The organism is Streptomyces sp. NPDC001920 (assembly GCF_053594495.1).
On the sequence record NZ_JBSFEP010000012.1, the window covers coordinates 194,265 to 215,363 of the forward strand.

9 protein-coding genes are annotated in these 21,099 nt (G+C 75.2%); all 9 read right to left on the reverse strand.

What is annotated here, in order from left to right:
* Positions 1 to 69 precede the first annotated feature (69 nt).
* The 9 genes from ACWCPI_RS22005 to ACWCPI_RS22045 are packed head-to-tail and all read right to left on the reverse strand — an operon-like array spanning position 70 to position 20,930.
* Complete coding sequence (locus tag ACWCPI_RS22005; protein ID WP_451039694.1) at positions 70 to 819, reverse strand: thioesterase II family protein; 750 nt, start codon at positions 817 to 819, stop codon at positions 70 to 72.
* On the reverse strand, positions 816 to 2,864 hold the full coding sequence (locus ACWCPI_RS22010) for a beta-ketoacyl synthase N-terminal-like domain-containing protein (protein ID WP_451039695.1): 2,049 nt from the start codon (positions 2,862 to 2,864) through the stop codon (positions 816 to 818). The genes ACWCPI_RS22005 and ACWCPI_RS22010 overlap by 4 nt, the downstream gene beginning before the upstream one ends.
* Positions 2,861 to 6,151 (reverse strand): non-ribosomal peptide synthetase, encoded by a 3,291-nt coding sequence (locus ACWCPI_RS22015; RefSeq protein ID WP_451039696.1) that lies wholly within the window; start codon positions 6,149 to 6,151, stop codon positions 2,861 to 2,863. Before ACWCPI_RS22015 ends, ACWCPI_RS22010 begins: the two co-directional genes overlap by 4 nt.
* Positions 6,141 to 10,016, reverse strand: a complete 3,876-nt coding sequence (locus ACWCPI_RS22020; RefSeq protein ID WP_451039697.1) for a non-ribosomal peptide synthetase — start codon at positions 10,014 to 10,016, stop codon at positions 6,141 to 6,143. The genes ACWCPI_RS22015 and ACWCPI_RS22020 overlap by 11 nt, the downstream gene beginning before the upstream one ends.
* A complete protein-coding gene (locus ACWCPI_RS22025; RefSeq protein WP_451039698.1) occupies positions 10,016 to 14,662 on the reverse strand; it encodes an amino acid adenylation domain-containing protein in 4,647 nt (1,548 codons plus the stop codon). Before ACWCPI_RS22025 ends, ACWCPI_RS22020 begins: the two co-directional genes overlap by 1 nt.
* Complete coding sequence (locus ACWCPI_RS22030) at positions 14,659 to 15,726, reverse strand: MupA/Atu3671 family FMN-dependent luciferase-like monooxygenase (RefSeq protein WP_451039699.1); 1,068 nt, start codon at positions 15,724 to 15,726, stop codon at positions 14,659 to 14,661. Before ACWCPI_RS22030 ends, ACWCPI_RS22025 begins: the two co-directional genes overlap by 4 nt.
* Positions 15,717 to 19,328 carry an amino acid adenylation domain-containing protein gene (locus ACWCPI_RS22035; protein ID WP_451039700.1) on the reverse strand — a complete coding sequence of 1,204 codons (3,612 nt, stop codon included), beginning with the start codon at positions 19,326 to 19,328 and terminating at the stop codon, positions 15,717 to 15,719. Before ACWCPI_RS22035 ends, ACWCPI_RS22030 begins: the two co-directional genes overlap by 10 nt.
* Positions 19,321 to 19,527, reverse strand: coding sequence for an MbtH family protein (locus ACWCPI_RS22040; protein WP_451039701.1), 207 nt, complete (start codon positions 19,525 to 19,527; stop codon positions 19,321 to 19,323). The genes ACWCPI_RS22035 and ACWCPI_RS22040 overlap by 8 nt, the downstream gene beginning before the upstream one ends.
* A 2-nt stretch (positions 19,528 to 19,529) precedes the next feature.
* On the reverse strand, positions 19,530 to 20,930 hold the full coding sequence (locus ACWCPI_RS22045) for an MFS transporter (protein WP_451039702.1): 1,401 nt from the start codon (positions 20,928 to 20,930) through the stop codon (positions 19,530 to 19,532).
* Between the last annotated feature and the right edge of the window lie 169 nt (positions 20,931 to 21,099).

The window sequence follows — 21,099 nt, forward strand, 5'->3', positions numbered from 1 at the left end:
AGGCCGCCCCGGCCGCCGGGGGCCGTACGGGAGCCCTCACCCCCCGGCGGGCTCCCGTACCGAGACCTGTCAGGCCAGCTGTGACGTGATGAAGGTGAGCAACTCCCTTTTGCGCGGGGTGAGATAGAAGTGCTTCCCCTCGAAGACCCGGACGTCCAGTCCCCGGGACGTCACGTCCGCCCACGACTTGAGGTCCTCCGGCGCGCACACCGGGTCCCGGTCGCCCCCGCAGGCCGTGACCGGCACGCCGAGCGGGTCCAGACGAGCGGGGCGGTACCTCGCCAGGATCCCGAAGTCCGCGCGCAGCGCCGGCATGATCACCGGGCGCAGGTCCGGGTGCTCGTAGACGGCGGCGTTCTCCGGATCCAGTATGCGGACGTGCTGCAGGATCTCGGTGTCGCTCGGGGTGGGGCCGGGCGGCCGTTCCTCGGGGAGGCGCGGCCTGCCCCGGCCCGACACGATCAGGCGGGTGAGGGGGAGACCGGGGACGGCGTCCAGCCGGCGGGCCACCTCGTACGCCGCCGACGACCCCATGCTGTGCCCGAACAGGGCCAGCGGCCGATCGTCGGCGTCCCGCAGCAGGACCTCGGTGGCCGTGTCCGCCAGCTCCTCCATCGTGGTCGCGCACGGTTCGGCCAGGCGGTCCTGGCGGCCGGGGTACTGGACCGCGACGACCTCGATCTCGGGCGGGGTCAGGGCCGCCCAGTCGTGGAAGGAGTTCGCGGCTCCCCCCGCGTGCGGGAAGCACACCAGGCGGATCCGCGCATCCGGTACGCGACTGCCGCGCAACCAGCGGGCCCGCTCGTCGGGGGCGGTCATGACTCCGCCTCGAACTCGGCGAGGAGGGCGTCCAGGGCCCCGTCCGCGGCACCGTTCTGCTTCAACTCGCAGATCCGGGCCGTCATCTCCCCGAGTGTGACCGGCTCCAGGAACAGCTGGATCGGCACGTCGACGTCCAACTCGTCGCGCAGCCTTCCGGTGAGGTGAACGGCCGTCAGTGAGTCGCCGCCCGCCTCGAAGTACGTCCGCTCCAGGTCGGCGGCGCCGTTCAGGTCCAGGGCCTCGATCACCAGCGCCTGCACCGTGGCCCGCAGTTCGCCGCCCTCCGCCGCGCCCTCGGGCGCCTGCTTCGATGCCTCGGCGGTGGGTCTCCCCGGCGTCAGCGACCCGTGGCTCTCCCCGGCGAACGGGTACGTCGGCAGACGCACCCTGCGCCCGTCGCTCCCCGGCGCCGGCCACGTCACCTCCTCGCCGCGCACCCACGCCTCACCCACCGGGTCGGGGGTGCCGTGCGCGGCCCCGCCGCGGGCCAGCGCCGTCAGCCTCTCCGCCGCCTCCGCCGCATCCGACGCCACCACGTACGCCCGTGCGGCCAGCGCGGCCCGGCCGGTGCGCAGGGTGTGTGCGACGGCGGACAGGGCGGGGGCGTCCGGGGCGCGCAGCACCGACGCCAACCGCTCCGCGGCCGAGGCCAGTTGCGCCTCGGTGCGAGCCGACAGCGGCAGCAGCAGCGGTCGGGCGGCGTCGTCCGCCGGAGCCGGCCGCTGCGGTGCCTCCTGGACCACCACGTGCACGTTGGTGCCGCCGATGCCCACCGACGTCACGCCCGCCAGCCGGGGCAGCTCCGGCCTGCCCGGCCACTCCTGCGCCTGTGTGACCAACCGCAGCGGCGACCCGTTCAGGGCGGGAGCCGGGCTGGTGACATCCACCGTGGGGACCAGCGTCGCGTGCTCCAGCATCAGGATGGTCTTGATCAGCGCCGCCGCTCCGGCCGCCGCGTCCGCGTGGCCGATGTTCGACTTCACCGAGCCCAGGCCGATGCCCGCACCGCCCGCGAAGGCCGCGCTCGCCGCCTCCAGCTCGATACGGTCGCCCAGCTCCGTCCCCGTCCCGTGCGCCTCCAGGTACTGCGCCGCCGACGGCTCCAGCCCCGCCGCCGCCCACGCCTCCGTGATCGCGGCCGTCTGCTGGGCCACCCCCGGGGCGGTGAAACCGACCTTGCCGGCACCGTCGTTGGTGACCGCCGTGCCCCGGATCACCGCGCGCACCGGGTCGCCGTCGGCCAGCGCGTCCTCCAGCCGGCGCAGCACCAGCACGCCCGCACCGCTGCCCGGCACCGTACCGTCCGCCTTCTCGTCGAAGGGGCGGCAGCGGCCGTCGGGCGAGAAGATCCCGCCCTGGTAGTGGACGTAGCCCTGCCGGCGCACGGTGCCGATGGCCACGCCGCCCGCGAGCGCGGTGTCGCACTCGCCGACGAGGAGGGCCTGCACGGCCAGGTGGACCGCCGTCAGCGACGTCGAGCAGGCCGTCTGGACCGTCATGCTCGGGCCGTCCAGGCCCAGACGGTAGGAGATCCAGGGCGCAAGGAACTCGCGGTCGGTGAGGATACGGACCTGCAGGGCACCGACCGAGGCGGCGAGCGCCGGATCCGTGCCGGCCGCCAGCCCGTGCTCCGTCGGGCTGCCGCCCATGTACACGCCGGTGCGGGACGGGGCGTCCAGCGGGGCGTACCCGGCGTCCTCCAGCGCGGACCAGGCGGTCTCCAGCAGCACCCGGTGCTGCGGGTCCAGCACCGCGGCCTCGGTGCGGTTGAAGCCGAAGAGCTCGGCCTCGAAGCGGTCCGCGTCCGGGAGCCGGCCCTGCGCCGGGACGTACGCCGGATTGCGCAGCTCCGCCGGGTCCGCCCCGTCGGCCAGCAACTCCTGCTCGGTGAAGGTGGACAGGGAGCAGACACCGGCGCGCAGATTGCCCCAGTACGACTCCAGGTCGGGCGCGCCGGGGAAGCGGCCGCTCATGCCCACGACGGCCACCGCGGACTCCAGCTCCCGCGTCGGATCCTGCATCGGGTTGTCCTCGGTCGTCATCGCGTCGTGCCTTTCCTGGAACGGAGCTGGTGCAGTGCCGCCTGGCGCTCACGGCGGGCGCTTCCGCGCCGGGCCGCCTCCTCCTGCAGGGCGACGTCGGGCGCCGCCGTGCCGGTGAGGTGGGTCGCGAGCGAGGCGACCGTGGGGTACCGGAAGAGGTCGACCAGGGTGAGGTCCCGGTGCTCGGGGTGCTCGTGGAGCGCCGCGAGCACGGCCAGCAGCCGTACCGAGTTGCCACCCAGGTCGAAGAAGTTGTCGTGGGCGCCGACCCGGTCCACGCTCAGCACCCGCTGCCAGACCTCGGCCACGCGCCGCTCGGCCGCGGTGCTCGGAGCGGCGTACGTCTCCCTCAGCTCCGGTCGCCCGGTGGGCGGTTCGGGCAGCCGGGACCGGTCGATCTTGCCGGAGCGGTTCAGCGGCAGCTCCGGCAGGCGTACGAAGACCTCCGGGACCATGTAGCCCGGCAGCCGCCGCGCGAGGTGCGCCCGCAGCGTCTCGTCCGGCACGTCGGCGGTGGTGACCGCGTACGCCACCAGCCGCTGCCCGGAGCCCTCGCCGCGCACCGCCGCCGCGGCGACCGTGACCGCCGGGTGACCGGCCAGCACGGCCTCGACCTCGCCCAGTTCGATGCGGTAACCCCGCAGCTTCACCTGGGAGTCACCGCGGCCGAGGTAGTGCAGCACACCGTGCGCGTCGAGACGGCACAGGTCGCCGGTGCGGTACATCCGGCTGCCGGGCGGCCCGTACGGGTCGGCGACGAAGCGTTCGGCGGTCATGCCGGGGCGGGCGAAGTAGCCGCGGGCCAGGGTGGCGCCGGCGACGTACAGCTCGCCGGTCACGCCGACCGGGACCGGACGCAGCCGGCGGTCCAGGACGTAGGCGCGCGAGCCGGGGACCGCGTGGCCGATGACCACCGGCTCGCCGGGCCGCAGGTCGGCCGTCGTGGAGTACACGGTGGCCTCGCTCGGGCCGTACGCGTTGACGATCCGGCGGCCCTCCTCGCCGAGCCGCTCCACCAGCTCCGCCGGGCACGCCTCGCCGCCCACCGCCAGCGTGCGCAGCTCGGGCAGCGCGCCCGGGGCGCGGGGCAGGGTCATCGCCGCGGACGGCGGCAGGAACACGTAGGTGATGCGGGAGTCCCGCAGCCGTGCCTGGAGCGCCTCGCCCAGCCGCTCGTCCTCCTGCGCGATGTGCAGCTCGGCGCCCGCGACCCAGGGGAAGAACAGGTCGGACACGGCCACGTCGAAGCCGAACGACACGAACTGCAGGACGCGGTCCGTCTCGGTCACCGGGAACACCGGGCGTACGTTCACCGCGAGGTTGAACAGCGCACCGTGCTCGACCGCCACGCCCTTGGGGACTCCGGTGGAGCCGGAGGTGTAGAGGACGTAGGCGAGGTCGCCGGGCGCACACGCGACGGGCGCGGCCGCGGCCACCGCCTCCTGGTCCTCGTCCACGCGCAGTTCCGGTACGTCCGTGCCCGTCAGGCCCGTCGTCCCCGCCGCCGTCAGCAGCAGGGACGTGCCCGAGTTCGTGACCATGTGGGCGAGACGGGCGGCGGGATGTGCCGGATCCAGCGGTACGTACGCGCCGCCCGCGCGCAGCACCGCCAGGGCGGCGATGCCCATCTCGGCGCCGCGGGGCAGCAGCAGGCCGACCCGGTCGCCTCGGCGCACGCCCCGCGCGCGGAGCCGGGCCGCGAGGCCGTCGGCGCGCTCCAGCAGTTCGCGGTACGTCAGCCGCAGCTCGCCGCAGACCAGTGCGGTGGCCTCCGGCCGTTCGGCGGCACGGTCCGCCACCAGGTCGGGCACCGAACGCCCCATGGCCGGTGCCGCGTCGTGCCGCCGGGCGCCCGAGGGGGCGTCGGGGCTTGCCGCGCGGCTGTCCGCGGCCCTTCGCGGCGCTGCGGCCCCCTGGGTGAGCAGCCACTCCCTCTCGTCCGCCGGGACCATGTCGACGGCCGACAGCGGGGCGTGCGGGCGGTCCAGCAGGCCCTCCAGCAGCGTCTCGAAGCAGCGCACCCACCGCCGTACCGTCTCCGCCTCGAACAGCGCGCCGCGGTGGATCAGATAGGCGGCGAGGTCCTCGCCCCAGCGCTCCACCTGGAGGTGGAAGTCGAACTTCGCGGTGTCCAGCGTGACGGGGACCCGCTCGACCTCGGCGCCGGCCAGCCGCAGCGTCAGCTCGGTGTCGTCGTCGTAGCCGAAGACCACCTGCACGACCGGGTCGTGGCTGATCTCGCGCGCCGGGGCGACCTCGTTCACGACCGCCTCGAAGGGGGCGTCCTGGTACGGCTGGGAGTCCAGAAGGACGGTGCGCAGGCGGGCGATGAGGTCGTGGTACGACGGATCGCCTGACAGGTCGATCCGCAGCGCCAGGGTGTTGGTCAGCATGCCGACCATGTCCTGGAGTTCCGGGCGGTCCCGCCCGGACACGGGAAAACCGATCACCAGGTCCTCGGTGCCCGACAGCCGGCCCACGAACGCGGCGTACGCGGCGAACAGGGCCATGAACGGTGTGCCGCCGCGCTCCCGGGCCGTCGCGGCGATCCGCTCGCGGACCCGGGCCGGAAGAAGGAACCGCTCGGTGCCGCCCGCCGCCGAACGGACCGCCCCGCGCGGCCGGTCCAGCGGCAGCGCGACCGTCTCGGGGGCGCCCCGCAGCCGCTCGGCCCAGTGACCGACCGAGCCGGCGTACTCGCCGTTCGCCTGCCGTTCCCGCTGCCAGACGGCGAAGTCGGGGAACTGCAACGGGAGTTCGGGCAGAGCGTGGTCCAGCCCCTTGGCCTCGTTCTCGTACCCGGCGGCCAGCTCGCGCAGCAGCACGCCCAGCGACCAGCCGTCGCAGACGAGGTGATGGGCGACGAGCAGGACGCGGTGACTGCCGTCGTCCACGGTGTACAGGGTGCACCGCAGCAGCGGTCCGGTCGTCACGTCGAAGGGGCGGGCCGCCTCGGCGCGCATCCGGGCGTCCACCTCGGCGACGGGCACGTCGCGCGCCACCCCCGGCTCGATCGATCCGACCGCGGACACGATCTGCGACGGCACCCCGTCGGGGCCGGTGCGGAACACCGTGCGCAGCGACTCGTGCCGGGCGACCAGCGTGTTCAGGGCGCGCCCGAAAGCAGCCGCGTCGAACGGCCCGCGCACCGCGAAGGCGGCCGGCACGTGGTAGGTCGCGCTGCCCGGGTCCATGTGGTCCAGGACGAGCAGCCGGGCCTGCGCGTCCGAGGTCGGGAACTCGTACTCCTCGCACGCCCCGCCCGTGCCGATGCCGTCAGCGTTCATCTGCCTGTGCTCCGTCCCCCGTGCGGTGTCCCGCCAGTACGTCCTCCACGGCCGCGGCGACCTCGGCCACCGGCCCCGGTGCGAGCACATCGCTGTGCTCGCAGTCCAGTTCGTGCACGTCCACGCCGGCCGAGCAGCGCTGCCACGCGGCCGTCTTCTCCTCGGTCGTCGCCTCGGAGGCACGGGTGGCCGAGAAGAGGGTCACCCGCCCGTCGTACGGTGACGGCTGCCAGGCCCGCGCCATCTCGATGTACCGCTCCATGGCGCCGACCAGGGTGTCGAGGCGCTGTTCGTCGAGGTCGGCGAAGAGCGCGCTGTGCGCGTGGACGCGTGCCACGACCTCCGCCCGCTCCAGCGGCCCCGGCCCCGCCGGGACCCCGGGCAGCGCGTTGCGCAACAGGTTCCCCAGCGACAGCTGCTCCACGGCGCCGGGGGCCGGCGCCACCCGCGCCACCTCGGGCGGCTTCGGCATCGAGTCGAGCACGGCGACCAGCGCCACCCCCTCGCCCGCCGCGCGCAGCCGCACCGCCAGCTCATGGGCGAAGGGCCCGCCGAAGGAACGGCCCAGCAGCAGGTACGGGCCGTGCGGGCGCACCGCCCGAAGACGCGGCACGTACCGCTCGGCCAGTTCGCCGAGCGTGCGCGGCAGGTCCTCGCCGTGCAGCACCGGTGTCTGCAGGGCGTACACCGGCCTGCCGGGCGCGAGATGCGGCAGCAGCGCCGCGTACCCCCAGCCGAGCCCGAGGCCCGGGTGCAGACAGAACAGCGGAGGCAGGTCGCCCTCGCCGCGCAGGGTGAGCAGCGGGGCGTAGGCGTCCTCGGCCGCGTCGCCCGGGTCCGCCGGGCCGGTGGCGAGGCGGGCGGCGAGCGCGGCGGGCGTCGGCGCCTCGAACAGGGTGGCCGGCGGCACCCGGCTCCCCAGCTCCGCGTGGATCCTCGCGGTCAGACGCAGCGCCAGCAGCGAGTGGCCGCCGTACGCGAAGAAGTCGGTGTCGGGGCCGACCGCGTCCACCCCGAGCACCTGCGCGAACAGGGCGCACAGCCGCTGCTCGCGCCCCGGCCTGGCCATCCGCCCGTACCCTCGCCGCGCCCGCTCCGGCTCCGGCTCGGGCAGCGCGGCCCGGTCGACCTTGCCGTGCGCGGTCAGCGGGACGGCGTCGAGGCGGGCCCACGCCGACGGCAGCAGATGCGCCGGCAGGGTGCGCGCCGCATGCTCCCGTACGAGGCCCAGGTCGCCTCCCACGACGTACGCGACGAGCCGTTTGCCGCCGTCCGGCCCCGAACGCGCGGCGACCACTGCCCGCTCCACGCCCGGGCACGCGGCCAGCGCGGCCTCCACCTCACCGGGCTCGATCCGGAAGCCGCGCACCTTGACCTGGTCGTCGGCCCGGCCCGCGAACTCCAGCTCACCGCCCATGAGGCGGCGCACCAGATCGCCCGTGCGGTACATCCGGGCGCCGGGCGGCCCGTACGGGTCGGCGACGAACCGCTCGGCCGTCTGCCCGGGGCGGTCGAGGTAGCCGTGGGCGAGCCCGGTGCCGGCGACGTACAACTCGCCCACCGCGCCGACCGGTACCGGGCGCAGGACCCGGTCGAGCACGTACGCGCGGGTGTTGTCGAGGGGCCGTCCGATGGGCACGGACGCGCCGACCTCCCCGGTCACGCCGTGGGCCGTGGCGAACACCGTCGTCTCCGTCGGGCCGTAGCCGTTGACGATCCGCGTGCCCGGACCGTGCGCGCGCACCCGCCGGACCGCCTCGGGCGCGAGCACGTCCCCGCCCGCCCACACCTCGCGTACCGTGCCGAGCACCTCGGGCGCGATCTCCGCGACCGCGCGCAGGAGTTCGGCCGTGAGCCACAGGGCGGTGACGCGGGCCTCGGGCAGCAGCCGCTTGAGCAGGTCGGGGGTGACGGGGCCGGGCGGGGCGACCACCACGGTGCCGCCGTTCAGCAGGGGCACCCAGGTCTCGTACGTGGCGGCGTCGAAGGTGTGCGGGCTGTGCAGGAGCACGCGCTGATGGGCGCCGCCCGCGAAACGGCTGTCGGCGGCCAGTTCGACGACGGCCCGGTGCGGGGTGACGACGCCCTTGGGCTCGCCCGTCGAACCGGAGGTGTACATCACGTAGGCGGCGGCCTCCGGGTGCACGGCGGCCGGCCCTGCCGTCGCCGCCGCGGGAGCACCGCCCCCGGCGAGGCCCAGGGCCGTGACGCCCTCCGGCAGCCGGACCGCTTCCGACGTCACCGCCAGACGCACCCGAGCCCTGTCCGTCAGCACCGCCAGCCGCCCCGCCGGTGCCGCCGGATCCAGCGGCAGACAGCACGCGCCCGCCTTCAGCACCGCGAGCTGTGCGACGACCATGCCCACGGACCGGCCGAGCGGCAGCCCCACCGTGTCGCCGGGCCGCACGCCCGCCTCCCGCAGCCGCCCCGCCAGCCGGTCGGAGGCCGCGTCGAGACCGGCGTACGTCAGCACCTCGCCGTCCGCCTCCACGGCCGGCGCGTCGGGCGTTCGGGCCACCTGCTCGGCGAAGCGCGCCGGGATGCCCGCCGCCCGCGGCACCGGACGTGCAGGGCCCTCGGCCAGGGCGCGCAGAAGTTCCCGCTCCTGCGACGGGAGGACGTCGAGTCGGTCGGCCGGCGTCCCCCGCGCGGACGTCAGCGCCTCGAAGGCGCCGGCCAGGCGGGCGGCGACCGCGGCCGCCGGGACGCCCCGGCGGCAGCCGACCCGCAGCAGCATCCGCTCCCCGGCGACGACCGCGACCGTCACCGGGTAGTGCGTCGCGTCCCGCGTCTCGACCAGCTCGACGTCCCCGGCGGGCCCCGTCGTGCGCGGGAAGTTCTCGAACGCCAGGACCGTGTCGAAGAGTTCGCCCGCTCCGACCGCCCGCTGCACCTGCGACAGCCGTACGTGGTGGTACGGCGCGAGCCGCAGCTGCTCGTCCTGGACGCGGGCCAGCAGCTCGTCGACGCCTTCCCCGGAGCGCAGCCGGATCCGCACCGGCAGCGTGTTGATGAACAACCCCACCATCCGCTCGACACCGGGCAGATCGTGCGGCCGCCCGGAGACGACCGCGCCGAAGACCAGGTCCTCGGCGCCGGTCAGCCGCGCAAGCACCAGCGCCCAGGCGGTCTGCGCCACGGTGTTGACGGTGACGCCCGCGTCCGACGCCAGCCGGGTGATCGCCGCCGTCAGCCCGGCGGACAGCTCGACATCGACCGTGTCCTCGCCGCCGTCGGATCCCGCCGGGGCGAGCAGCGCCGGTCGCGTCAGACCGTCCAGCGCCGCACGCCAGGCCGCCTCGGCGGCGGCCTGGTCCCGGCCGTTCAGCCAGACCAGGTACTGCTTGAAGGGCACGGCGGGCGACGGCTCGGCGCCCGCCGTCAGCGTCCGCAGGTCCCGCGCGAGCAACGGCAGCGACCAGCCGTCCAACAGGATGTGATGCAACGTCAGCAGCAGTTCGGCGCCCTCGTCGTGCCGGACCAGAGCGGCCCGCACCAGAGGCGGCCGGGCCAGGTCGAACCGGCGTACCCGGTCCTCGGCCATGAGACGCGCGAGCTCCGCCTCCCGCTCGTCCGGCGCACGGCCGGTGAGGTCGGTCTGCGTCCACGGCAGCCGCACCGCACGCGGAATCACCTGCACCGGCCGGTCGACCTGCTCGTGCCGGAAACACGCCCGCAGATTCGGGTACCGCTCCAGCAGCCCCGTCACCCCGGCCCGAAGCGCGTCGGCCGGGACCCCGGGGGCGATCCGGAAACGGGCCTGCACCAGGTAGGGGTCGGGGCGGTCCGGATCGCGCAGGGCGTGGAAGAGCAGCCCCTCCTGGGCGGGGGAGAGCGGCAGTACGTCCGCGATGCGGCCGCCCATCAGCCGTCCCCCTCGTCGTCCAGGTCGAACGCCACGTCGCCCTCCAGCAGGTCGAGCTGGTCCGAGGACAGCTCGACCAACGGGAAGTCGGAGCTGGTGTGGCCACCGGTGCCCTCCCGGCCCGCATGCTCGACCAGCACCTCGATCGCCTCGCACCACAGCCGCGCCAGCTCCAGCACCTCGTCCTCGCCGAGCACACCGCGCGCGTACGAGAACCCGGCGCTCAGACACAGCCGTCCGGAGTCCCGCTCCGCGACGAGCGCGTCCACCTCCACGGCATGCCCGAGCGGCAGCGCGTCGGCCGCCATCCCGAGCAGCTCGCCCTCGGCGAGGTCGCCGCCAAAGAACCGGCCCAGATAGTTGAAGCGCAGGTCCGGGACGGGCAGCGCGGCCAGCTTCGGGGCCGTGTCCGGGTTGAGGTGGCGCAGCAGACCCCAGCCGAGGCCGCCCGAGGGGACCGCCCGCAGCTGCTCCTTGACCTGCTTGAGCGCCGCACCGGCCGCGTCCCGCGACGGCTCCCAGAAGCCGGGTCCCAGCGCGGCGCCCGCGTCCAGCCGGACCGGGTACTGGGTGGTGAACCAGCCGACGGTCCGTGAGACGTCGGCGGGCTGAGAGAGCACCTCGCGGCCGTGTCCCTCCAGGGCCACCAGCAGGCCGGTGCCCGCACCCCGGCGCCGTACCGCCGCGGCGGCCAGCGCCGTCAGCAGCACGGCGTCCGCGCCGCAGTGGAAGGCCGCGGTCACGTCGGACAGCGCGGCCTCGGTGACCTCGGGCGTCAGCTCGACGGTCAGCACGGCACGGTCCCCGCCGACCCCGCGGCCCCCGGCGATCCGGGCGTCCGGGCCGGTCAGCATCCGCTCCCAGCGGCCCGCCTCCCGCTCGGCCAGGTCGGGCCGGACCGCTTCCCGGGCCAGCAGCCGCGCCCAGCGCGCGAAGGACGTGCCCGTACTCCGCGGCCACGACTCACCCGCCAGACCGGCCGCCAGCTCGGGCCCCAGCAGCCGCCAGGACACCCCGTCCACCGCCAGATGATGCACCGTCAGCGCCAGCAGCCCCCGCTGCCCGGGGCCGTTGTCCAGCCAGGTGGCCCGCAGCATCTCGCCCTTCTCCGGGTCGAGCCGCACGGCCGCCGCCACCTCCTCGGCCCGGGTGCGCGGATCGACGCCGTCGGGCACCTCGACCCGTTCGACGGTCACGTCGGGGACGGCCTCGGTGACTTCCAGTTCCCCCTCCACCAGGCGCATCCGCAGCACAGCGTGCCGCTCGACGAGCCCGCGCACGGCCGCCTCCACGCGCCCCGTGTCCGCCTGCGGCGGCACCGGGAACACCATCGACTGGGTGAACGCCGCCGGATCCCCGGACTGCTCACGCCACCAGTGCATGACCGGTGTGAGCGGGAACCGCCCCGTGCCCGAGTCCTCGCCCGGACCGAGGTCCGCGGCCTCCCGTGCCGTCAGCGCGAGCGCGGCGGGCGTCCGCGCCGTGAAGACGTCACGCGGCGCGATGCCGAGCCCCGTCCCCGACGCACGCCCCGCGAGCTGGATCGCCATGATGCTGTCGCCGCCCAGCCGGAAGAAGTCGTCGTCGGCGCCGACGCCTTCCACACCGAGGACCTCCTCGAACAGGGCGCACAGGGCGACTTCGCGCGTCCCCTGCGGGGCCCGCCCTGCCCGCTCCGGCCCGGTGTCCGGGGCGGGCAGCGCCGCCCGGTCCAGCTTTCCGCCCGGCGTCAGCGGCAGCTCGTCCAGCACCACCACGTCGGCCGGCACCAACGCGGCGGGCAGCAGCCCGGCGGCGTACCCGAGCAACCCGTCCGGAACCGGTACGCCCGCACCGCTCCCCACGACGTACCCGACCAGCCGCGGCCGGCCCGGCACGTCCTCCCGTACGACGACCACCGCCTGCCGCACCGAGGGGTGCCCGGCGAGGACGGCCGCGATCTCGCCCGGCTCGATACGCCGGCCGCGTATCTTCACCTGGTCGTCGGACCGGCCCAGATACTCAAGCTGCCCGTCGTCCCGGCGGCGGGCCAGGTCACCGGTGCGGTACATGCACGCGCCGGGTGGGCCGTACGGGTCGGCGACGAACCGCTCGGCGGTCGCCCCCGGCCGCCCCAGATAGCCGTACGCCACCCCCGGCCCCGCCAGGTACAGCTCGCCGAACACCCCGGGCGGCACCAGCCGCAGCCGCTCGTCGAGCACGTACGCGCGCGTGCCCGGCAGCGGCACACCGATGGGCGGGGCCGCCCCGTCGGCGGCCAGCGGGCCGGAGACGGTGGCGCCGACGGTGTACTCGGTGGGCCCGTACGCGTTGTGGAAGCGGCGTCCGCCCACGGCCCAGCGGGCCACCAGGTCCGGTGGGCACGCCTCCGCGCCCACGGCCACCGTCCGCAGCTGCGGGTACCTTCCGGGGGGCAGCGTCGCCAGCACCGAGGGCGGCACCAGCACACAGCTGATCCGCCGGTCCGTCAGCACGTCCGCGAGGCCCTGCCCGGCAAGCGGCCCCTCGGGCGGCACGACCAGGGTGCCGCCGGAGGCGAAGGCCAGGCACAGCTCACCGACGGAGATGTCGAAGGCGGGCGAGCCCACCTGCAGCACCCTGCTGTCCGCGTCCAGTCCGAGGACCTCCACCAGCCCCTGCCCGAGGGCCGTCAGGCCCGTGTGCGGGACGACCACGCCCTTGGGACGGCCGGTGGAGCCGGAGGTGTGGATGACGTACGCGGGCAGGGACGGGTCCAGCGGGCCTGCCACCAGCGGCCGTTCGTCGTAGGCGCGCTCGTCGAGGACCAGCGTGGGCACCTGTGTCCGCGGCACCACCCCGGGCGCGCCGGCCACCACCAGGACCGGCGCCGCGTCCTCGAGCGCCAGCCGGATCCGCTCCGGCGGGTAGTCCGGGTCGATCGGCAGGTGGGCGGCGCCGGTGCGCTGCACCGCGAGCAGTGCCGGGACCATGGCGGCCGTCCGGCCGAGCGCGAGGGCGACGACACGGCCGGGACCGGCTCCGTGCCGGGCCAGGTGAGCCGCCAGCCGGTCCACCCGGTCGCACAGTTCGGCGTACGTCAGCCGCAGGCCCGCCGCCTCCAGCGCGGGGGCGTCGGGTGTGCGCGCCGCCTGCCGGGCCACCAGGTCGGGCAGGGCGAGCGGCTCGGGGGCGGGGCCGCCGGACGAGAGTTCCGCCAGCCGCCGCCGGCCGGCCCCCGGCACCAGGCCGACCTCGGCGAGCGGCACCCGCGGGTCGGCGGTGAACCGGCGCAGCAGCTCCAGATAGGCGTCCGACCAGTGCCGTACGGTGTCGGCGCCGAACAGGGCCGTACGGATCTCGAAGCTGCCGTCCATCGTGCCGTCGTCGGCGTCCCGGACGATGCCCACCAGGTCGTGCTCGCCACCGGTGTGGATGCGCTCGGGCTCGCTGAACTCCCGCATCGCGGCCACGCTGCGCTGCTGGGTGAGGTGCATGAACACCCACTGGAACAGCGGGGACCGCCCGGCGCTGCGCTCCGGCGCGACCGCGGAGACGATCCGGCCCACCGGCACGTCGGCGTTGGCCATCAGCTCGGGGAAGTCCGCCGCGAACCGGGCCAGCACATCGGCGAAGGAGTCACCCGGCCGGATCCGCCAGCGGGTCGGGATGGCGTTCATGACGTACCCGATGACCCGCTCCAGGCCCTTGGCGGCCCGGTTGGCGGTCGGCGTGCCCAGCACCATGTCGCCGGCGCCGGTCAGGCGGTGCGCCAGGACCGCGAAGGCCGCCATGAGCACGACGTAGACGGAGGCGCCGCGCTCCCGGGCCAGCTCCCGCACCGCCCGCGCGGTCGACGCGTCCACCTTGAACGGGATCTGCGCGATGCCCTCCGCGAGCCCGTTCCCGGCGCCCGGCACGGTGAGCGGCCCCGGCGGATCGGCGAGGTAGCGGCGCCAGAAGTCCAGCCGTGCCTCGAAGACCCCCGCCTCCTCCAGCTCGCCCTGCCAGGAGGCGAAGTCGGCGTACTGGATCCGGGGCCGGTCGGGAGCCGGGACCGTACCGGCCCGCAGCGCGCGGTGCACCTCGGCGAACTCGGCCTGGAGCACGTCGAAGGACCACCAGTCGGCGATGACGTGGTGCAGGCTCAGCATCAGCGTGGCCCGCCGGTCGTCGACCGTGACGAACCGGGCCCGCATCAGCGGCTCGCCGGCCAGGTCGAAGGGGCGGCGCCGGAACGTCTCGAAGGCCTCGGCGATGGTGGTGCCCGTGCCGCGCAGGTCCTCCCGCTCCAGGCGGAAGCGCTCCTCGGGCGGGAAGGTGACGGCGAGCGCCCCCGGGTCACCGCCGATCCGGGCGCGCAGCACGTCGTGCCGGGCGCGCACCAGGGTCAGCGCCGTCTCCAGGCGGTCCGGGTCGACCGGCTCGACGGTCTCGTCGAAGTGATAGGCACAGCACAGGTTCAGCGCCGGGGTGCCCGGATACAGCGACTCGTACACCCACAGGTCCTGCTGCGCCGGGCTGAGCCGCACCGGCCCGTCTCCGTCGCGCTGCGGCACCACGGCCGGGACCAGGGCGGCCTGACCGGACTCCACCAGCCGCCGCATGAGCCGCACCCGCTGCTCACCGCTGAGCGCGCTGAACCGCTCGGCCAGCGAAGCGCCGGACGCCCCCGTAGTCGCCGTCACGCCACGTCCTCCAAAAGCTCGGCCAGCCGGTGCAGCCCGGCCAGCACCTCGTCGCGGCCCAGTCCGAAGTCCACGAAGCAGGCGACCTCGTCACAGCCCAGCTCGCGCAGGTCGGCGAGCATCTTCCGGCAGGTCTCGGCGGAGCCGAGCAGACTGCCCCAGGTCAGATAGCGGTGGAAGGCGAACTCGGCGAGCATCGCGGTCTGTGCCTCGCTCAGAGCGGCCGTGGCCCGGTCGGCCGTCCGGTTCGCCGAGGTCTGCCGGACGTAGGAGCGCAGGTAGCGCTTCAGCGGTACGGAGGTCAGCCGCCGTGCCTCCTCGTCGTCCGCGCCGACGAACGTGTGCGCCATCAGCGTCACCCTGCCGTGCGCGTCGGTGCCGCCCTGATCGGGAGCGGCGGCGCAGGCGGCCCGGTAGCGGCCGATCTTCTCGGCCAGCTCCTCCCGGCTCTGCCCGACGGTCGCCCCGAGGACCCCGGTGCGCAGACTGCCGGCGGCCTCCCAGGTCGCCGGGTTGCCGGAGGTGGTCAGCCACAGCGGAAGGGTGTCCTGGACGGGCCGGGGCTGCGGCAGGACGGCGACCGTCGCGCCGGTGCCGTCGGTGAACTCGGCCGACTCGCCCGCCCACAGCCGCCGCAGCAGCGGAATGTCACGCATGGTCCGCTCGCGGCGGTCCTCGTAGCTGTCCGGGGCCAGCACGAAGTCGGCGGAATGCCAGCCCGTCGCCGCGGACAGCCCGATCCGGCCGTGCGAGAGGTTGTCGACGACGGCCCAGTCCTCCGCGATCCGCAGCGGATGGTGCAGCGGCAGGATCACGCTGCCCGCCCTGATGTTGATCCGCTCGGTCGCCACCGCCAGTGCCGCGCTCAGCACCGGCGGGCTGGGGAAGACCTGGCCCACCTGCTGGAAGTGCCGCTCGGGCGTCCAGACCGCGTGGAAGCCGAGCCGGTCCGCGGTACGGGCGACGGTGAGGATGTCGTCGTAGACCTCACTGTGCCGGGGGACGCCCCCGGCCACGGAGTCGGCGGGCGTGTCGGCGCCGAAGAACATCACGCTCAGGTCCATGGCACCTCCTTGTCACTGGTGTCGGTACGGCCGTCGCGGCCGGGCTGCCGGGGAACGCGCGGCCGGCGCGGGATGGGCGCCGGCGCGGCGGGAGCCCGGGCAGGCGCCCGCTCCAGCTCGGCGGCGAGGGCGGCGACCGTGGGGGAGGTGAAGAGCTGGGCGGCCGTCACCGTGCGGCCGGCGCCGGTCAGCCGGGCCGCGACCCGCACCGCGCGCAGGGAGTTGCCACCCAGCTGGAAGAAGTCGTCGTGCGGGCCGATCCGGTCGACGCCTAGAACGTCGGACCAGACGGCGGCGATCTCGCCGCGCAGCGCCGAGTCCGGCGTGCCGTCGTCGGCGGGCGCGGGGGAGCGGACCGAGTCCCGGGCCGCGTCCGCCCGCCGGGGCGGCTCGGGCAGCGGGAGCCGGGACAGCGGTACGTCCGGCTCGGCGGCGCCCGCCCGCAGCGCCTCGACCACCGCGTCCGCCAGCCACTCGACGAACTCCGGCTCCAGGCACGACGTCCGGTACTCGAAGACGAAGGTGATGCCGTCCGGCGCGCCCGACGGCCCGTGCTCGTCGGTGACGTCGACCAGCAGCTCGAACCGTGCCGTGCCGGTGCGCAGCGGCTCCACACCGGCCTCGGCGCCGGGCAGGCCGACCTCGGCCCGGGCGTTGTTCTGCAACGCCAGCACCACCTCGGTGAACGGCTGCCGGCCCGGCGGCCGTGCCGGGTTGAGCGCTCCCACCACCTGCTCGAAGGGCACGTCCTGGTGGGCGAAGGCGTCCAGAGCCGTCTCCCGGGCACGGGCGAGCAGCTGCCGTGCGGTGGGGTCGCCGGAGGCGTCGCTCCGCAGCACCAGCATGTTGACGAAGAACCCGACGACGTCCTCGACGGTGCCGTCCTGTCCCCGGCCGGCCACCGGTGAGGCGACGGCGAGGTCCTCACCCGCCCCGGCCCGCACCAGAGCGGCGGCGAGGGCGGCGTGCAGCGCCATGAACAGCGTGGCGCCCTGCGCCCGCGCCCCCTCCACGACCCGGACGTGCGCCTGCGCGTCCATCCGCCGTACGACGGTGGCGGCGTCCCGCCCGGGTACGGCGGGCCGTCCCGCACGGCGGGGCAGCAGGGGGCCGCCCGCCGGCAGGCCGGCCAGGACCTTCCGCCAGAAGGTGAGCTGGGCCGAGGCGAGGGACCCGGGGTCGTCCGCGGAACCCAGCCGCCGCTGCTGACGGCGGGCGAAGTCGGCGTACGGCACGGGCAGCGGCTCGAGCCGCGGCGCGCGGCCGTGGACCCGGGCGGCGTAGGCCCGTGACAAGTCCCTGAAGAGCGGGGGCAGGGACCAGCCGTCCCCCGCGATGTGGTGCAGGACGAGCAGGAGTGCGTGCTCACCGGGCCGGTCCCGGGCCGTGAACAGCACGGCGTGCAGGGGCAGTTCCGCCGTGAGGTCGAAGCGGTGCCGGGCCGCCTCGCGCACCGCTCGCCCCACCTCGGCATAGCCGAGGATGACGTGCCGCAGCCGCGGCCGGGCCCCGGCGCCGCTCAGCACCCGCTGACCGGGCTCGCCGTCCCGCTCCTCGAAGACGGTGCGCAGTGCCGTCTGCCGGCCGGCCACGTCACCGAGAGCGGCCCGCAGGGCCTCGGGGTCGACCTCGCCGCGCAGCCGCACCAGCACCGGCAGGGTGTAGGCGGTGCCCGCCTCGACCCGGTCCAGGAACCACAGGCGGCGCTGCGCGTACGACAGCGGCAGCGTGCCCTCGTCCCGCACCGGAGCGGGGACGCCCGGCTCGGCCTCCCGCACGGCCTCTCGCACGGCCTCTCGCACGGCGTCCCGCTCGGCCTCGCGCTCGGCCTTCGCCACGTGCGGAGCCAGCGCCCCCGGCGTCCGGCAGTCGAACAGCGTCCGTACGCCGACCTGCGCGCCGAGTGTCAGCTGGATGCGGCCCAGCAGCCGCGCGACCGTCAGCGAGTTGCCGCCGAGGTCGAAGAAGTCGTCGTCGGGGCCGACCGATGCCACGCCCAGCACCTCGCGGAACAGTCCGCACAGCGCCTCCTCGACGGGCCCGGCCGGCTGTCGTGCGGTCGCCGAGGCCAGCGAGCCGGTGACCGGGCCGGGCTCCGGCAGACCGGCGCGGTCCAGCTTGCCGTTGGCGGTGAGGGGCAGCGCGTCCAGCAGCACGAAGGCGGCCGGGACCAGGTAGTCGGCCAGCACACCGGCGGCGTGCTCACGTAAGTCCCGTTCGGACAGCGGCTGCTGGGCGTCCGCGCGCGGAACGACGTACGCGACCAGCCGCTTCTCACCCGTCGCGTCGGGACGTGCCACGACGGCCGCCCGCACGACCCCCGGATGACCGGCGAGGACCGTCTCCACTTCTCCCGGCTCCACCCGGAACCCGCGGATCTTCACCTGCGCGTCGGCCCGCCCCAGGTACTCCAGCACCCCGTCCGCACGCCGCCGCACCAGGTCCCCGGTGCGGTACATCCGCTCACCGGCGGGCCCGTACGGGTCGGCCACGAAGCGTTCGGCGGTCAGCTCGGGACGGCCGCAGTAGCCGAGCGCGACGCCCGCGCCGGCGGCGTACAGCTCACCGCTCACGCCGTCCGCGACGGGCCGCAGCCGCTCGTCCAGCACCCGCAGCCGCTTGCCGGCCAGCGGGCGGCCGATCGGCACCGGACCGCCGTCCCGCACCTCCCGTGCGGTGACCGGGTGGACGGACAGGAAGACCATGCCCTCGACCGGGCCGTAGCCGTTGCTCAGCCGCAGCGCGGGGTAGCGCTCCAGGGCGCGGGCCGCGTGCGCGGGCGACAACGGCTCACCGCCGACGATCAGTTCACGCACTCCGGCGAGCGCCCGCGGAAACTCGTCGACGATCACATGGAACAGGGACGCCGAGAGATACAGGCAGGTGACGGCGTGCCGGTCGACCAGGCCGGCCATCACCACCGGGTCGGGGCGCTGCCCCGGGTGCAGCACGCACAGCCCGCCGTTCAGCAGCGGACCCCACAGCTCCAGCGCGAACGCGTCCCAGGACACCGGGGAGCACTGCAGCCACACCGAGCCGGGCCCGAAGGAGGCGAAGTCCTGCCCGGTCAGCGTCCCGGTGATCGCGGCGTGCGAGGCGACGATGCCCTTCGGGCGGCCGGTGGAGCCGGACGTGAACATCACGCAGGCCGGGTCCTGCGGCCGTACCCGCACCGAGCCGGGCCCGAGCGGCTCGGCCTCCTCGGCGTCCTCGACCGCCACCGACTCGGCGCCGGTCACCGGCTGCCGGGTGCCGCGCCGGGACACCACCAGGGTCACGCCCGCGTCGGCCGCCATCCCACGCAGCCGCTCCGCCGGGAAGTCCGGGTCGAGCATGACGTGCCCGGCCCCGGCCTTGAGCGTGCCCAGCAGCGCCACCACCATCTGCGGGGACCGCTCCAGGTGCACGCCCACCAGGGCGCCCGGCCGCACCCCGCGGCGCCGCAGCAGCCCCGCCAGCCGGTCGGCCCGCAGGTCGAGTTCGCGGTAGCTCAGCCGCTCGTCGCCGTACACCAGCGCGGTGGCCGCCGGGGACCGCCGCGCCTGTCGTTCGAAGAGTTCCGGCACCCCGTGCGACGCCCCCGTGGCCTCCGCCTCAGGCATCGGCGGCCGTGCGGGTGGGACATATGTCGGTCCAGTGCTCCTCGACGAAGGCGAGGCAGTCCGTGCGGCTGCTCGCGGTGAGCGCCACGTCCCACCCGTCCGGCACGTCGATCCCGTCGGGCCACAGCGAGTGCCGGCCCTCGGCGTTGGTGAGGACGAGATACGTCCCGTTGTCGTCCTCGAAGGGATTGGTGGTCATGGTCAGCCCTCCACGAGTTCTTTGCTCTCGGGGTTGTCGGGGTTCTCCGGGTCCTCGGGATCGCCGGGGCGCCCGGAGCGGTCGTCGGCCGGGGTTGTCGCGTCCGTCTCGCCGTCCCCGGCATCGAGGTCGGGCAGCAGCGTGTCGATCTCCCGTACCGTGCGCCGGGACATGCTCAGCACGCCGACCGCGACACCGCACAGGCCGGCGATGAGCAGCATGGCGGCCATGCCGCTGCCCGGCCCGTCACCCACCAGTGGCCCCAGCACCACGAAGACGCCGGTCCCGGCGGCGGCCCGCGGTTCGAAGACATGGTCGGCGAGCGGCCCGGAGACCGCCGTCGCCACCGGCACCGAGATCTGCGACAGGAACACCACGGCACCGAAGACCCGGCCGTGCCACTCCTGAGCCACCTTGGTCTGCACGATCGCCTGCATCACGCCGTTGATCATCGGCATGAGCGCGGCGCCCACCAGGATCGCCGCGCACCAGCCGACCACGCCGCCCGCCAGCGCCATGGCCACCTGCGCGGACAGGCACATGCCGATGATGCCGAGCAGCATGCCCCGGGCCCGGTTCTTCGGCCCGCTCCAGGCCGCCATCAGCAGCCCGCCGGCGACCCCGCCGACCCCGATGGCGGTGTTGACGCTCGCCAGCGCCGCCGTCTCCCCGCCGGAGCGGGCCAGCACCATGGGCTGTACGGCGGCGAAGCCGAAGACCATCACCAGGTTGACGACGCAGAACGCCAGCATCAGATCGCGCAGGCTCGGATGCCGGAAGAGGAAGCGCATGCCCTCGATGGCCTCGGCCACGAGCTTCTTGCGCGGTCCGCCGCCCGGCCGCTTCGCCGGACCGGTGTCGCCCCGCAGCCGTACGACGCGGACGGCGGCCAGCGCCAGGGCGAAGCTCACCAGGTCGGCGACGAGGATGAGACCGAGCCCCGAGAACGCCACCAGCAGGCCGCCCAACGCCGGGCCACCCACGTCCGCCGTGCTCTTCGCGCTCGCCAGCAGGCTGTTGGCCCGCTGGAGCCGGTCCTTGTCGACCAGCAGCGGCACGGCGGCACCCAGAGCCGGGAACTGGAAGGCGGCGGCGCCGCCGAGCAGCATGACGGCCGCGTACACCTGCCAGGTGTGCAGCCCGCCGGTGAAGTGCAGGACGCTCAGCAGCGCCACGACCAACAGGCCGCCGCCGTCCGCGAGTTGCAGGGCGGTGCGCCGGCTGACCCGGTCGACGAAGGCTCCGGCGAGCGGGCTGAGCAGCACCTGCGGCAGCATCGCGCACAGCGACAGCGTGGTCAGCGCCGTCGCCCGGCCGGTGGCCGACCAGGTCTCGAAGACGAAGGCGAACCGCAGGACGGAGTTGCCGACCAGGGACACCGCCTGCCCGCTCCAGACGAGCATGAAGGGGCCCATACCGGTGAACCGGCCAGGCTTCCCCCCGTTCCGCGCGGTGTCGTCGAGCGAGCGCGCCGAATCGGCCACGTGCGTACCCCCGTCGAATGTGGCTTCCGATCAAGAACCTTAGTTCGAAGTGATGTCCCGCGCAGCCATGTCATGAAAGGCGTCCGAG